The following is a 13596-nucleotide window of genomic DNA, read 5'->3' as shown; positions in this document are numbered from 1 at the left end:
TTATACACTCTTCTCATATATAATCCTTTTTAAGCCAGACAAGAACAAATTATAAAGGAGTAATATGGAATTTGAAACTGCAGATTTATGCGATGATAACCAAAATAAAAAAATACAAGTACTTTCAAGCGAATTTAAAAACTACGGTGGACTTAAAAAGTGTGCCGGAGAGATTGTAACAGTAAAACTTGATAAAAGCAACTGGAGACTTTTAGAGATGCTTCGTGATGAAGATGGACAAGGACGCGTGGTTGTGGTAGACAATGCACAATACTTTTATGGGGTTGTGGGAGATAAACTCATGGCCTTTGCAAAAAACAACAACTGGAAAGCGATTATTCTTAATGGATATGTGCGAGACGTTGCACACACTAAAGATATTGAAGTGGGACTTTATGCCATAGGTACATGCCCATTAAGAAACTTTGAAAAGACCAACTCATCAAGAGGTGACCAACTCAGTTTTGGAGGAGTAACCTTTAACCAAGGTGATTACCTCTATGCCGATGAAGATGGGGTGATTGTGTGCAATGAACCACTGATTTCGTAAGCTTTATATTTTTACGGCTGTAAATACAATTTCAACCAACGTATCAGGAGTTGACATTCCTGCTTGTACACACGCACGAGCAGGAGGGTTCTGTTTTGAAACCCAATAATCCCAAATCTCATTAAATGCTTTAAAATCTCTGTCAATATCTTTTAAATAGATTTCAGCACGTAACAATGACTCTTTATTGGTTGAGGCTTGTTCAAACAGTTCATGTGCAATTTTCAAAACTTCGTTGGTCTGTTCTTGAACATCCCCTGATTTATCTGTAGGAACAATTCCAGCAAAATAAATCACACCATTGTGTTCAACAATTTTACTCATGCGAGTACCGACTATTTTTCGATCAATCATGAAGACTCCTTTACTGAATTAATCTATTATCATAGCATGGATTTATTAAACTAAAACTCATTATAAAATTTAAATTGATATTTAAATTTCAATTTACCTAAAAGCGATACAATAGCACTTTACAATTGCAAAAAGATAACACATGAATAACATCAAAACACCCCAACTCATACACTATTTTGGACTGCTGCTTTTAGCAGCAATATGGGGAAGTGCCTTTATCGCTGTTGAGATGGCACTGACAACCTATGATCCTTTTATCATTGCTTTTTTTAGAATTTTTTTCGCGACACTCTTTTTATTGGCTGTGATGAGAGTCAAACAACTTCACTTTCCACGTGATTCAAAGAGTTGGACCATTCTTATTTGTGTGGGCATTTTAAACAATGCCTTGCCTTTTTTTCTTATCTCCTGGGGACAACAATACATCTCGGCAAGTACGGCTGCTATTATGTTAGCCGTAGGGCCGTTTATTGCACTTATACTTTCACACTACATTACCCATGATGAAAAGTTTACTCTGCTTAAACTCATTGGTGTTATTCTTGGTTTTTTAGGTGTGTTCATACTGTTAGGGCATGATTTTCTCAATCAACGCCACGACAGTTTAAAAGGTGAACTTGCTATGTTGGGAGCCACGTTAGGTTATATTGGATCAGGATTATTACTGAGAAGAGTCTCTTATTTACCAACAGTGGTTTGTTCCAGTTCCATGTTTTTAACAGCCACACTTTCCATGTTGCCTTTTTTATTTTTATATGATATAAATAGTCATACCATTTTGAACTTCTCCCTTATCAGTGTGGTCTATTTAGCTATTTTTCCTACAGCATTGGCTTCACTCATACGTGTGCAACTTGTTCAAAATGTCGGTGTACAATTTATGTCGCAAGTCTCTTATTTAATACCCATATTTGCTATTTTTTGGTCATGGGTATTTTTTAAAAAACTGCCATCAACCTCTGCTTGGTTGGCATTGGTACTGATTCTTTCGGGTCTGTTTATACGAAAATTGGAGAAAAAATGAGTCTTTTGTACGATATTTTTGAAATCATATTGGGATTGGTTTTTTTATACTATGTCATTAAATTTTTACGTTGTCAATTTGGGCAGTGCAAAATAAAATAGTCATGATCAAAAAAATAAAAGCGCTCTTTACAAAAGAAAAAATCAGTGTCATTATCTTTGATGGAAGCATGATGCAGTATCGAACACTGACACCAAAAGAGCTTAAAAAAATTAAAAATATTCCCAAATGCAAGGATTGGATTATCACCATTAATAAGGACCATCAATGTTAAACTTTGAAAATACTCAAATTGTTACTTCTGTTTCACACTTTATCCAACTCTCTGTAGCGCCTGTATTTTTACTTGCAGCCGTTGCTGGATTACTCAATGTTTTTACAGGAAGACTTTCACGTATTATTGATAAAATTGAACGTTTGGATAAGTTTGAAAATGAGAATAAACAAGGATTTGAACCCATCAAAGAACGAAGAGAGTTCTTAACCATGAGAATGACCAATACCAACTGGGCCATTCTTTGTTGCACTCTTACAGGGCTTTTAATTGCCGTGGTCATTGTAACGATGTTTTTAAGTGCACTGTTTGGTTTTAAAAGTTCACTCTTTATCTCAAGCTTGTTTATTTCTGCAATGGTTGCTTTAATCATTGCTTTGATTCTTTTTTTAAAAGAGATTTTCTTTACTACAACGTTTATCAAATCAAAACAGAGTTATATTCCTTAAGCTTTGGAATTAAAAAAATAGATCTGAAAACACGCTCCAGTATAGTTTTTATCTTTATAATTAAAGTTTTCATTGTGCACTGTAATACGTGCATTGTGATGTTGTGTTAAGATTTGATGTGCCATAGAAAGCCCAATTCCCGTACCCACACTTTGATGTTTAGTAGTAAAATAAGGTTCAAATATTTTTCCTATAATGGCTTCTTTAATACCGCCTCCACTGTCTTTAATACTCAATTCTAAAGCATTTTCTTTTTGATGCGTAGCAATAAAAATCAATCGATCTTGATCTTTTTTTACGTTCTCTTTGATGGCATCTTTGGCATTATTAATAATATTAATCAACGCTTGTATCAATTGGTTTTTAAAACCATCAATTTTAATATCATCTTCCAAATCCAACACAATCTCAATGTTGTTATTGACCATTGAAGAGTGTAAGATATTAAGTGTTTTCTCAATGCTGTTTACAATTGAAAAGGGCTCTTTTTTATTACTGTTTTTAATAAAATCACGAAAATCATCAATGGTTTTTGAGAGATATTGGGTTTGAGCAACAATATTATCCATATCGGGTATCATCTCTTCTATACTGAACTGACCAAATTCACTTTTGACTTTCACCCCACTTGCAATGGTAGAAATCACACTCAGTGGTTGTCGCCATTGGTGTGCAATGTTGCCAATCATCTCTCCCATGGATGCCAATTTAGATTGAGACTCCATGAGTTTTCGTTGCGTTAAATCTTGTGCAATACCTAAATAACCATAGATATGTCCTGCTTTATCTTTGAGTGCAGATACTTTTAAAATCACGGGGATTTTTACCCCTTTTTTCGTCACATACGTCCACTCATGTTCATTCTCCAAATCCAAAGTACTCTTAATCACAAAGGTCTCAAACCCTTCTTTAATAGGTTGATTAAGCACTTTTGAAAAGTCTGTACTTCGAGCAATCACTTCATTCTCTAAGTGTAAAATTTCAGGAGTATACTTCCCTACTAATTCATCTGCACTGTATCCCAAGACTTTTTCAGCCTCTTTATTGATTTGTTGAATCACACCATGTTCATCCGTACGAATTAAGATATAGCCCACATGGTCAAAAATACGTGTTTGTAGCTCCAAAGAACGTGCCAGTTTGAGTTCATTCTCTTTTTCTTTTGTGATATCATGCAAGGTGATATAAAGCACCTCCTTCTTGTCCAAATAGATGCATTTACTTTTGACTGCCACATCAAGTATTTTCCCATCTTTGGTTTTATGTTTGGTTAAAAAATGATCCCACCCTTTGCGTACAATCTCTTGTTGTTTGGCTTTCAACTCTTCAGAATTGATAAACTCAAAACTTAAATCTTGTGGTGAAAGTTTTCTAAACTCCTCTTCTGTGTAACCGTATTGTAAAAGTGTTTTATGGTTAAATTCAATGAATGTTTGTGTTTGTAAATCCAACAATACAATCGCATCCAACGACTCTTGAAAAAGAGTATGAAACTTTACTTCAGCTTTATTAATCAATTCAGTGATTTTCTTCGTTTGATCAATATCCGTATGAGACCCAACCATACGAACAGGTCGGCCTTTTTTGTCAAAATTGGCTTTTCCTCGAAGTAAAACCCACTTATAACTTCCATCTTTACACAACAATCTGGCTTCTAAATAATACGGGTTATGCGTAGGATCTTTAAAGTGCGCTTCCAGCACTGCTTCTACTCTTTTTTTATCTTTTTCATGAACTAAGTTAAAAAAGCTGGCAGGTTTTGTGTCTATTTCATCATCTTCATACCCCAACATGCTTTTCCATCGTTGAGAAAAATAGGCTTCATCTTTTTGTATTTGCCAATCCCAAATACCATCATTAACCCCTTCCCAAGCCAACTCTAAACGTTCATTCAGTTCACTCATTGAACGCTGTGATTGTCGAATAGTATCAATCATGTTATTAATTGCATCCACCAACCAATCCACTTCTAGAAAAGAGCTGCTTTTGATTTTTTTCAAAGGAATACCATCTTTATCTTGCTCTTGCAATCGTTGAATAATCTCTCCCATGGGCATAAAAATAAAAGCACGAATGCTTACAAACAGGGCCAAGACTAAAAAGAATGAGATGGCCACGGTATTAATCAACGTTTGTTGAATGATGTTATGCAACACTTCTTGCATGTTTGTATCAGAGACATAGACATAGAGTTTTCCCAACTCTTTTTTATTGTTATCAAAAATAAGATGTTTCTTAACCCAATAACTTTGTTGTAACAATGTTTGATGCTCTTTACTTTTAGCATCATACAATAACGTGATATTATTATTTTGTTTAATATAACCCGTCACATACTCCTCTTGTCCCATAATTTTACCCATGTTAAAATCTTCAATCACAATCGCGTATATATTTCGACGAGCCAACTCATGGCGTATCACATTCTCATATTCATGAACAGAATAAGACTCAATGAGTTTTTTAATGTTTTTTTGAAGAGCTTGTACCGTATTATCCGAATCCACTTTCATCTGTTCTATAAGGTTTTTTTTGGTGGTAAAGTAAGAATAAGAAGCATGTATACTCATCGTGATGGTTACAGTAAGTATGATAATAAGACTGAGTGTCAAATATATGGATTGTTTTCCTTTTCTTTGCATCTATTCTCCTTCTAATCCCAATACGTTTCGTTTAATGATGAAGAGTTTTTCGTGTATGTTCTCTTGAGAGATTGCTAAAATAGGCAGTTGAATGTTTCGTGCCACGGCATTACCATTAAAGTGTTCATGTAAAACAACAACTGCTTCTTGACCCATTAAAAAAGGTTGTTGCATTGCTGCTCCTACAAGCACCTCTTTGGGAATAAGCTCCAAAAATTCAGGCTCAGCATCAAAAGTAATGAGCAATATTTCGCCTTCTTTATTGGCATCTTTAATGGCATTGAGTGCGCCTTGATATTTGTCAGAACCTTGCAGCCAAATCGCTTTGAGATCATCGTATTTGATTATAAGCTCATTGGCGAACATATAGGTCTCTTCTAATGAGAAGTTCACTTGTTGTTTGATGTCCGCTGTTTTAATCCCCTCTTCTTGCATGGCTTGCATAAAACCTGTGGTCCTGAGTTGTCCATTAAGACGCTTTTGCGGAATAGCAATAATGCCCACCTCTCCTGTTTCAATGCCTTTTTGTTTCATCTTATTTGCCAATACTTTACCAATATCATAGGCTCCTTTTTTATTATCCGCAGAGATAAAAGAGAGATACTCTCCTGCATCTGTTCCAATATCTAAAACCACCACAGGGATATTGGCTGCTTGTGCAAGCTTTAAAACAGTAACACATCGTGAAGAGTTGGTAGGAGAGATAATAATGGCATCCACTCTGTTCTGTATGGCTTTAATGGTATGTTCTAACTCCACTTTTGCCAAATTTTTAGAGTCCAGAAGTTCAATTTCATAACCATATTCTAAGGCTTTAGAAACAACTCCCTTGCCCATGATTTGCCAAAATGGAATCGATCTATCTGAAGCAATATATGCAATCTGTTTGTTTGTATTTTCTTGTGCACATGCACAAACAAACATAACCACTATCATCCATACTGCTTGTTTAAACTGCTTCATTATTGGCCTTTAAAGTAATTGTCTCATTTTATCATATAATCAATAAAAGTGTCACAACTTATTTAATCTTCACTTTGTAACCATAAATCAATAAGTTCGACCACTTTTTGAGGCTCTTCAAGAGGCAACATATGGCTGTGGCTTTGATGTGTAAATATTTTATGTCTTTCATTTTCTTTAATCAAATCAAACCAACTGTGATCAATCATTTGATCATTTTGGGCATAAAAAAACCACAACACGATTGAGAGTGCATTGAGTTGTTCACTTAAATCTTCTCGATAAAGGGTGCTTTGTATTTGCTGTTTAAAGACCTTTTCTCCCAAATCAACATACATGTTTTGTATCAACGCTTTAAGTTCATCATTTTGATGGTTAATAGGATCTAAAAGTTTCAAAATCTGCTTTTGACTTAGCTTTTGTAAGCCATTTTTTTCAACAAAGCGAATCACCTCTTGACGCTTTTGTATCTCTGTTTGAGGCATACTGCACACCGAAGAGGCCATTATAAATACTCTTTTTATTCGCTGGGGATGTTTTACAGCAAAATACGAAGCCACATAACCACCTAAAGAAAATCCCAGAAGATTAATGGGTTTTAAAGGGAAAATTTTCTCAAGTTTTTCAATCATCTCTTTTACCGTTTGAGCCAAGGGAATTGCAACAAAGATGATTTCAAATTGGTTTTGAATATAAGGTGTTAAGGATACAAATAAACGTTCATCACACATCAAGCCAGGCAGTACATATACTTTTTCTTTCATGAAATCATTTTAGCTAAAAATCACTTCAAATTTGGGCACTTGACATAAATCTGACACAACCTTAATATTGGTTTGAGACCCTTTGCGCTATTATTACAAAAAATTATTCAAAGTAGGACATACAATGATTGAGAAGAAGGGTTCCATGCTGTTAGCACGAGAAGATATCAAAGTATTTGATTGTACGATTCGAGATGGTGGGTTGGTTAATAACTACCACTTTACAGATGAGTTTGTAAAAGCACAATATGAGATGTGTGTTGCTGCTGGTATTGACTACATGGAGATTGGAAAGAATGTTTCTCCAACGGTTATGAGTACGGAAGAGTATGGGTGTTGGAACTTCTGTAAAGAAGAGGACATTCGAAGAATTGTAGGTGAAAACAATACGAGTTTAAAACTCGCAACCATGGCCGATGTTGGAAGAACGATTAAAGAAGAGATTCCACCAAAATCTGAAAGTGTGATTGACATGATTCGTGTTGCAACCTACATTCACCAACTGCCTGAAGCGATTGAACTCATTGAAGACTTTCATGCAAAAGGGTATGAAACAACCTGTAATATCATGGCGATTTCAAAATCATTTGACCATGAATTGGATGATGTGTTAAATGAATTGAGCAAAACGAATGTAGATATCATCTATATTGCAGACAGCTTTGGTTCATTCTACCCTGAACAAATCAATGCCCTAACGGAGAAGTACCTTAATGTAGCTCAAAATAACGGGAAACAAATCGGTATTCATGCACACAACAACCTACAACTGGCATACGCCAATACACTTGAAGCAATGATGTATGGTGCAAGTTATTTAGACGTAACAGTTTCAGGACTTGGACGAGGAGCAGGAAACTGTCCAATGGAGCTTTTAGTTGGATTTTTAAAGAACCCAAAATACAAACTGCTTCCTGTGCTTAAATTCATTGAAGATTATATTGTTGATCTTGAAAAAGAGCTTGACTGGGGTTACTCTGTGCCATACATGATTACAGGTAAACTTAATGAACACCCACGTCCTGCAATGAAAGCACGAGACACAGGTGACACTGAATATGTGAAGTTTTACAATAAACTCACAGAAGAGTACAGTTAAAAACCAGCTCTTACTGGTTTTTATTAAGCTGCTCATTCAATAGGGCAGCATACTCTTGAATATACCCTTCTAACTTATCTTTCTCTGCGATTTGATTACTTGCCATGGTCACTTGTGCAACCGTGATGTGGTCATCTGAACTGTACAGCACAATAAAAAACTCTGCACCAAAACTGAACGCCGATGTAGGTGTTTTACCCGTGATATAATAAGTGGGTTGCAGTTTAGACATCAAGCTTTGGTTCCAAGCCACATTGTCATAGTTTTTATAATTAAATGGTCCACCATGACTGCTAAAATAGCTGTATGTTTTACTCGGTTTTTCTTCGCCTTCATAAAAGAGATCCCACTCTTTGAGTTGGAAAACCTCTTTTGAAGCTTTAACCATTTTCTCTTGTGAAGCATTAAAAACCAACTTGTTTTTCACATCATAATCTTTAGAGCTGATAATACGTGGTTCTAAGTTCGCACATCCTACGATCCAAAAACCAATCAAAAGTGTACCAAATAGGTGCAATAACGTTTTTTTATTCATAAAATCTCCTTTTTGTGATTTTATTATAATTCTTTTTTGTTAAAGCACCCTTGAAATATAAGAAAAAATTGTTTAAATCAGAGCTTGTTGTCGCTCTTTTTTACTCTCTTGATAGATTAAAATACCTGCTAAAATAAAGACCACATTTTTGACAATATATTGCCCCACCAGTGTAAATGCATACGGAGCTTGAGTAAATGAAAGCTCAGGCAGAATCACCAAGGGTGTAAATGTGCACACCATGTGTGTTAAAAACAGAATAACGACATAACGAGTGTAGACTCAAAGTAAAAACCCTACTCCAACAACAACTTCCCAAAGGGCCAGAAGTTTAATAGAGACTTCAGGTGAAAAGAAACCAAAAAATAAAATATCAATCGTTTTAGTAGCTAAAACCTCCGCAGGACTTAAGTGTGGAAAGAATTTTAAAAATCCATACCACAAAAATATGACTCCCAGTGAGAGTCGAATGAGTTTGATGGTTTTGTGCATACCTCTTCCTTTTTTTTGCAGGAATTATACGCCTCGTTTCCTTTATATATAATTAATATTCATTATCATTATTATATAAAACTCTTATGAAAAATATACCACGTGTATAAACTAAAAAAAATATTTTTAGTTGTAACTTTTATGTAATTATTTTAAAACTATTATTACTTTATTTAAAAGTCACTATAATATTGTATTTTATTTAAAGGAGATTCAATGGATATTGAATTAGAAAAAGTGAAAGTTCAACAGCAAAATGTAATTTTAGCATATGTGCTTTGGTGGTTTTTAGGAATATTTGGAGCACACAGATTTTATACTGGACAAAGTAAAGGGTGGCTATATATTGTATTATTTATTGTTGCAGCAATTACATTATTTGCAATTATAGGTTATTTTATTTTTGTAGGTCTTTTTATTTGGTGGATTATTGATGGTTTTAATTTACACAAAATTGTTAAACTACAGAACCTTGAAGTATTAAATAACTACGAAAAACAACAAATGAATAATGCTTAAAATTACAATAAGTATTATTATCTAAAGCATAGCTACAGTTTAATTTATATTTTGTTTTAGTTTGAGGCAAAGAGAAGTTCTATCGTAGGATTTGGCTTAAAGCCAATGAGTAGATAAAACTTTTATTTAACGAAGAAATTGGGCAAAAGATGAATTAAAATGTAGCTATGAAAATGATTTGATTTGTTTATATTTAAGATACATAAGCTTAGTTAATTTCTGCACTTCCTCATCACTCATTTCATCCCTAAACGACAATACAATCGCATTGCGACTGCTGGTTTCATCATACCCCATCGCTTGTATGATACGAGAAGGTTTTGATAAGCCCAAAGAGCACCCTTCCCCATTTGAAATATAGATTTCATTGAGTGCTAAGGTGCGAATAAACTCTCGTGCTTTTATCCCTTTAAGTCCAAAGTGCAAAGTGTATGGCAGTGTCTCTTTAGAGTCCACAAAAAAGTAGATATCCTCTTTAAAAAATATTTGTAGTGCTTCTATGAATTGCGGTTTAAGTGTGCTATTCAATACTTGTGTTGTTTTTGTATCAAACAAAAGTTTGGCACTGAGAGTATCAATGGCACCCACTGAAAGCAGTTCAAAACTCTCATTGTTAAAAAGAAGTACCCCTGAAGTATTAAAACCAAAGAGTTTATAAGGGTCTAAATACAAAGCATCACTTGCTTGGTCTATATGTGCTGTACCATTTGAAATCACCATAGCAGATGTCTTCTCTTTGACTTCTTTAATACTTGTTTGCATAAAAGTGTCAGCCACATAAGAAGATAAGAAAAGAAAATCTATCGACTCTTTATCTAAAAGTGATAAATTTACTTTGCCATCTTTTTGTAAAGGCAACCAAATAACCTCAAAGCCTAAAGATTCATAAAGTTTTCCTGCTTGAATTAAATGCAGTGTTTCACCCATACCAATTGCAACGGTTCCTTTAAGTTCCAATAATAAACCTAAAAATCCTTCTTTGCTAAAGGCAAAAGTTTTGAGTTTTAAGTATCCAAAATGTTCTTTATATTTTATGCAAAGCTCTTCAAAAGTGGTGTTTTCAACTAATGCACTCATACTGTAAGTATTGTCAATCTTTAAATGCGCTGATCGAGAGTATTGTAAATGATTAAGTTTAATCATTGAGTTCTTTTTTACCTTTTCGTTCACGAAAGCATCCCAACTGACAATTGGTCACTTCAATATCAGAGTGTTTTACGGTAGAACCCACGTTTTTAAGTGTCGATTTTTGTGCTTCATCCCAAATGATTCGGCACTCCATTCGTTTATCTTGTGTATAGTTTTGAGCTAAATTTTGATAGGTTTGTAAAGAGGCATCGTGAAAATCAAGTTTTCCAAATACGCCCAACTCACAGTTGGTAATTTTGATATTGATGCTCTCACAAACGTCTGCCATGTCAATAGGTTTTACTCCTATTAAACGTGCGACTTTAAATGCTTTTAAGCACGATAATTCACCATCACTGTCTAAATTTGTCAATATTAAATCTTTTTGTGTTTCATCTAATTGAAACGTTTTAGACATTAATTCTCCCTGAGTGTGTATAGATATTCATTTTTTTGTTTCTTGCAAATCCTACAAGTGTGATTCCATGCTCGTTCGCCGCTTTTATCCCTTGAAAGGTCACTGCCGCTTTTGATACGACCACAGGTATTTTATGCATCACGCATTTTACAACCATCTCCATTGAGAGACGACCACTCACATACAATACCGATTTCTTGATACTCTTTCTTTGCATAATCGCTTGTCCTACGACTTTATCAATCGCGTTATGTCGTCCAATATCTTCTGTGGTATATATTGTACCATCTTCTAGTACAAGTTCTGCTTTATGTACGCATCCTGTGTTATCAAACAATTCACTGGGAGTATTAAAGGTGCGCATATTTGCTAAAATCTCTGTCGCATCTACACTGTAGTTGGTGTTCACAAATGCACATTCAAAACTCTTTTGGGCATTGCCTGTTACACCTACGCAGCATCCTGAGGTCAAGGTTTTCTCTTTAAACAAGTTGGCATAACCCTCTTGTGAAATTTTTGCTATGACATTTACTTTTAATCCATCGGGACTTATTTGAATATCTTGAACATCATCCAATGCTGTAATCACTGCTTCACTGAGTAAAAACCCAATGATATGCGCATCTTGATGTTGTGCCATACTCATGACTGAAAGAAATTTATCTGAATTAAGTGAGAACTCTATTCTCTCCTCTTTGATGACGAAATCTTCACACAATTCTAAGCTTGCTTGGTCATACTTTTCAATCATGACTTCTTTGCAATACTCACTGAAGTTCTTGTCATGCACAAGGGAGAAGTTTTCACTTCTTATTGGCTGTGTCATGCCTTTTCCCTTTTTGCTTCTTCAATTTCTGCTAATACGTCCGGTGCGATTTGCTCTAAGTGCTCTCTTGGGTATTTCCCTGTGATAACACCTTTGATATTCCCTTTTACTGCTACTAATGCAGAGTAAATAAAGTCCATCAAGAAGAACATAATCAGTACACTCGATCCAAAGTGGATATACAGTACTAACCGTTTAAATTGAATCACTTGTGCATTGGTGTATGCATCTGGATGCAAGTACCAAATAATTGCTCCACTGACTAATAAACCAGCACCCATAATCACGAAGAAGAAATAGATGATTCTTTTCATCGGTTTATACGTACCTGGAATAATAATCTTTCTTGTCAAACTGTTTTTGAACAGAAGTTTTGAGTCTTTAAATGCAATGATACTCATCAGCAACCATACAGGGAACCAAATCAGTCCTGTGATTTCATGAGTACCTCTGAATAAAAACGGTAACTCTCCACCACCTGAACGCAATCCCCAAGTGATATTAAATCCAGTGATAATCAGTGTTAAAACTATTGCAACGTTCAACCAAATTACAATTCGATGAAAGAGGTTAAACACCACTACTTGATCATCGAAGTTTGTTACTTTGGGAACTCGTCGTCCTTGAATCACATACATAATACAAAAAATCGCTATCTCTGCAACAAATACCCACCAAATAAAAAGCTGTCGCTCATTACTTGCTCGGATAATCTCTGGTGCAAACGCTTCATAGTTTGGACCAAAGGCTGCATTTACCATCGCTTCATATGCAGAGTGTGGTGGAGCCAATACTCCATCCACGTTCCCTGTCATAAGAATTGCAAGTTTATATTGTATAAAATATTCCCAATCAATGATCATAAGAAATTTTAAAAATACAAACCCGACGATTGACAGTCCAAGAATTGTAAAAATGTATGCTCTGTTTCGTTTAAAAAATGAGCTGTTTTCCATTATCTGTTCCTACCAACCCATCGCTTCAGTTTGGATACCTTTTCCTTTTGCGGTTGCTCTGTATGTTTTTATCAATGCCACTTCATCTGCATCACCTACGAGTAATGCTTTAGTTGAACACATTGAAGCACACATTGGCACCTTTCCTTCAGCAATTCTATTTTGTCCATATTTTTCAAACTCTTCATGAGAATTTGTCTCTTCAGGTCCTCCGGCACACATAGTACATTTATCCATTTTTCCTTTAGTACCAAAAGCACCATTTTTAGGAAATTGTGGTGCACCAAATGGGCATGCAAAGAGACAATATCCACATCCGATACATTTATCTTTATCATGCAAAACAATTCCATCTGTTCTGATGTAAAAACAGTCTACTGGACACACCTGTTGGCAAGGTGCATCAGCGCAATGCATACACGCCATTGATACAGAAATCTCTTGTCCTACGATTCCCTCATTTATCGTTACTACTTTTCGTCGATTTACTCCAACTGGAACTTCATGTGCCTCTTTACAAGCAACTACACATCCGTTACAATCAATACAAAGCTTCTCATCGCAGTAAAATTTCATCCGTGCAAAATCTGGTTTACTCAT

General features: G+C 35.1%; 18 protein-coding genes. 6 read left to right on the top strand and 12 right to left on the bottom strand.

The annotated features are described in order from the left end of the window. Positions 1-64 precede the first annotated feature (64 nt). Positions 65-550 carry a ribonuclease E activity regulator RraA gene (gene rraA, locus CRV04_RS01945; protein ID WP_128994935.1) on the top strand — a complete coding sequence of 162 codons (486 nt, stop codon included), beginning with the start codon at positions 65-67 and terminating at the stop codon, positions 548-550. A gap of 3 nt (positions 551-553) precedes the next feature. Here the strand turns inward: rraA and CRV04_RS01940 are convergent, their stop codons facing one another. Beyond that, a complete protein-coding gene (locus CRV04_RS01940) occupies positions 554-904 on the bottom strand; it encodes a RidA family protein (RefSeq protein WP_128994934.1) in 351 nt (116 codons plus the stop codon). A 142-nt stretch (positions 905-1046) separates the two neighbouring features. On the opposite strand from CRV04_RS01940, the gene CRV04_RS01935 reads away from it, so the two are divergent. From CRV04_RS01935 to CRV04_RS01930, 3 genes are all read left to right on the top strand, one after another. Continuing rightward, entirely contained in the window at positions 1047-1931 is an 885-nt protein-coding gene (locus CRV04_RS01935; RefSeq protein WP_128994933.1) for a DMT family transporter, read from the top strand. 103 nt (positions 1932-2034) lie between these two features. Beyond that, positions 2035-2205, top strand: coding sequence for a hypothetical protein (locus CRV04_RS12835; protein WP_164969096.1), 171 nt, complete (start codon positions 2035-2037; stop codon positions 2203-2205). Beyond that, the gene (locus tag CRV04_RS01930; RefSeq protein ID WP_128994932.1) at positions 2199-2654 is read left to right on the top strand and encodes a DUF2721 domain-containing protein; all 456 of its coding nucleotides are present in this window, start codon (positions 2199-2201) and stop codon (positions 2652-2654) included. Before CRV04_RS12835 ends, CRV04_RS01930 begins: the two co-directional genes overlap by 7 nt. Here the strand turns inward: CRV04_RS01930 and CRV04_RS01925 are convergent. The 3 genes from CRV04_RS01925 to CRV04_RS01915 form a co-directional block, all read right to left on the bottom strand. Further along, the gene (locus CRV04_RS01925; protein ID WP_128994931.1) at positions 2651-5296 is read right to left on the bottom strand and encodes a PAS domain S-box protein; all 2646 of its coding nucleotides are present in this window, start codon (positions 5294-5296) and stop codon (positions 2651-2653) included. The two genes, CRV04_RS01930 and CRV04_RS01925, sit on opposite strands and share 4 nt — an antisense overlap. Then, positions 5297-6259 (bottom strand): substrate-binding domain-containing protein, encoded by a 963-nt coding sequence (locus CRV04_RS01920; protein ID WP_128994930.1) that lies wholly within the window; start codon positions 6257-6259, stop codon positions 5297-5299. It lies immediately after the preceding gene. A gap of 62 nt (positions 6260-6321) precedes the next feature. Continuing rightward, positions 6322-7023 carry an alpha/beta fold hydrolase gene (locus tag CRV04_RS01915; protein ID WP_128994929.1) on the bottom strand — a complete coding sequence of 234 codons (702 nt, stop codon included), beginning with the start codon at positions 7021-7023 and terminating at the stop codon, positions 6322-6324. A 124-nt stretch (positions 7024-7147) separates the two neighbouring features. Between CRV04_RS01915 and CRV04_RS01910 the strand changes: the two genes are divergently transcribed. Next, on the top strand, positions 7148-8122 hold the full coding sequence (locus CRV04_RS01910; RefSeq protein WP_128994928.1) for an aldolase catalytic domain-containing protein: 975 nt from the start codon (positions 7148-7150) through the stop codon (positions 8120-8122). A 10-nt stretch (positions 8123-8132) separates the two neighbouring features. On the opposite strand, the gene CRV04_RS01905 is transcribed toward CRV04_RS01910, so the two are convergent. From CRV04_RS01905 to CRV04_RS12935, 3 genes are all read right to left on the bottom strand, one after another. Then, on the bottom strand, positions 8133-8657 hold the full coding sequence (locus tag CRV04_RS01905) for a hypothetical protein (RefSeq protein WP_128994927.1): 525 nt from the start codon (positions 8655-8657) through the stop codon (positions 8133-8135). Positions 8658-8729: 72 nt separating this feature from the next. Continuing rightward, on the bottom strand, positions 8730-8897 hold the full coding sequence (locus CRV04_RS12940) for a hypothetical protein (RefSeq protein WP_228126435.1): 168 nt from the start codon (positions 8895-8897) through the stop codon (positions 8730-8732). 42 nt (positions 8898-8939) lie between these two features. Next, the gene (locus tag CRV04_RS12935) at positions 8940-9149 is read right to left on the bottom strand and encodes a hypothetical protein (protein WP_128994926.1); all 210 of its coding nucleotides are present in this window, start codon (positions 9147-9149) and stop codon (positions 8940-8942) included. 216 nt (positions 9150-9365) lie between these two features. Between CRV04_RS12935 and CRV04_RS01890 the strand changes: the two genes are divergently transcribed. Beyond that, complete coding sequence (locus CRV04_RS01890) at positions 9366-9668, top strand: NINE protein (protein WP_128994925.1); 303 nt, start codon at positions 9366-9368, stop codon at positions 9666-9668. A 165-nt stretch (positions 9669-9833) separates the two neighbouring features. Here CRV04_RS01890 and CRV04_RS01885 read toward each other — a convergent pair whose 3' ends face one another. The 5 genes from CRV04_RS01885 to fdh3B are packed head-to-tail and all read right to left on the bottom strand — an operon-like array spanning position 9834 to position 13596. Then, complete coding sequence (locus CRV04_RS01885) at positions 9834-10811, bottom strand: cysteine desulfurase (RefSeq protein ID WP_128994924.1); 978 nt, start codon at positions 10809-10811, stop codon at positions 9834-9836. After that, entirely contained in the window at positions 10804-11214 is a 411-nt protein-coding gene (locus tag CRV04_RS01880; protein ID WP_128994923.1) for a ModE family transcriptional regulator, read from the bottom strand. The genes CRV04_RS01885 and CRV04_RS01880 overlap by 8 nt, the downstream gene beginning before the upstream one ends. Further along, positions 11207-12040 carry a formate dehydrogenase accessory sulfurtransferase FdhD gene (gene fdhD, locus CRV04_RS01875; protein ID WP_128994922.1) on the bottom strand — a complete coding sequence of 278 codons (834 nt, stop codon included), beginning with the start codon at positions 12038-12040 and terminating at the stop codon, positions 11207-11209. Before fdhD ends, CRV04_RS01880 begins: the two co-directional genes overlap by 8 nt. After that, positions 12037-12996, bottom strand: coding sequence for a cytochrome b/b6 domain-containing protein (locus CRV04_RS01870; RefSeq protein WP_128994921.1), 960 nt, complete (start codon positions 12994-12996; stop codon positions 12037-12039). The genes fdhD and CRV04_RS01870 overlap by 4 nt, the downstream gene beginning before the upstream one ends. Before the next feature lie 9 nt (positions 12997-13005). Next, complete coding sequence (gene fdh3B / locus CRV04_RS01865) at positions 13006-13596, bottom strand: formate dehydrogenase FDH3 subunit beta (protein ID WP_128994920.1); 591 nt, start codon at positions 13594-13596, stop codon at positions 13006-13008.

This window comes from Candidatus Marinarcus aquaticus (assembly GCF_004116335.1).
Taxonomy (GTDB): Bacteria; Campylobacterota; Campylobacteria; order Campylobacterales; family Arcobacteraceae; genus Marinarcus; species Marinarcus aquaticus.
The sequence above is the reverse complement of the archived record's forward strand: the minus strand, read 5'-3'. Positions and strand labels throughout refer to the sequence as shown.

Bases quoted from the DNA above. Each gene is read 5' to 3' on its own strand.
- rraA (WP_128994935.1), top strand. From the start codon at position 65: ATGGAATTTGAAACTGCAGATTTATGCGATGATAACCAAAATAAAAAA.
- CRV04_RS01925 (WP_128994931.1), bottom strand. From the start codon at position 5,296: ATGCAAAGAAAAGGAAAACAATCCATATATTTGACACTCAGTCTTATT.
- CRV04_RS12935 (WP_128994926.1), bottom strand. From the start codon at position 9,149: ATGCACAAAACCATCAAACTCATTCGACTCTCACTGGGAGTCATATTT.
- CRV04_RS01905 (WP_128994927.1), bottom strand. From the start codon at position 8,657: ATGAATAAAAAAACGTTATTGCACCTATTTGGTACACTTTTGATTGGT.
- CRV04_RS01890 (WP_128994925.1), top strand. From the start codon at position 9,366: ATGGATATTGAATTAGAAAAAGTGAAAGTTCAACAGCAAAATGTAATT.
- CRV04_RS01910 (WP_128994928.1), top strand. From the start codon at position 7,148: ATGATTGAGAAGAAGGGTTCCATGCTGTTAGCACGAGAAGATATCAAA.
- CRV04_RS01885 (WP_128994924.1), bottom strand. From the start codon at position 10,811: ATGATTAAACTTAATCATTTACAATACTCTCGATCAGCGCATTTAAAG.
- fdh3B (WP_128994920.1), bottom strand. From the start codon at position 13,596: ATGAGTAAACCAGATTTTGCACGGATGAAATTTTACTGCGATGAGAAG.
- fdhD (WP_128994922.1), bottom strand. From the start codon at position 12,040: ATGACACAGCCAATAAGAAGTGAAAACTTCTCCCTTGTGCATGACAAG.
- CRV04_RS01880 (WP_128994923.1), bottom strand. From the start codon at position 11,214: ATGTCTAAAACGTTTCAATTAGATGAAACACAAAAAGATTTAATATTG.
- CRV04_RS01920 (WP_128994930.1), bottom strand. From the start codon at position 6,259: ATGAAGCAGTTTAAACAAGCAGTATGGATGATAGTGGTTATGTTTGTT.
- CRV04_RS01940 (WP_128994934.1), bottom strand. From the start codon at position 904: ATGATTGATCGAAAAATAGTCGGTACTCGCATGAGTAAAATTGTTGAA.
- CRV04_RS01935 (WP_128994933.1), top strand. From the start codon at position 1,047: ATGAATAACATCAAAACACCCCAACTCATACACTATTTTGGACTGCTG.
- CRV04_RS01930 (WP_128994932.1), top strand. From the start codon at position 2,199: ATGTTAAACTTTGAAAATACTCAAATTGTTACTTCTGTTTCACACTTT.
- CRV04_RS01915 (WP_128994929.1), bottom strand. From the start codon at position 7,023: ATGAAAGAAAAAGTATATGTACTGCCTGGCTTGATGTGTGATGAACGT.
- CRV04_RS01870 (WP_128994921.1), bottom strand. From the start codon at position 12,996: ATGGAAAACAGCTCATTTTTTAAACGAAACAGAGCATACATTTTTACA.
- CRV04_RS12835 (WP_164969096.1), top strand. From the start codon at position 2,035: ATGATCAAAAAAATAAAAGCGCTCTTTACAAAAGAAAAAATCAGTGTC.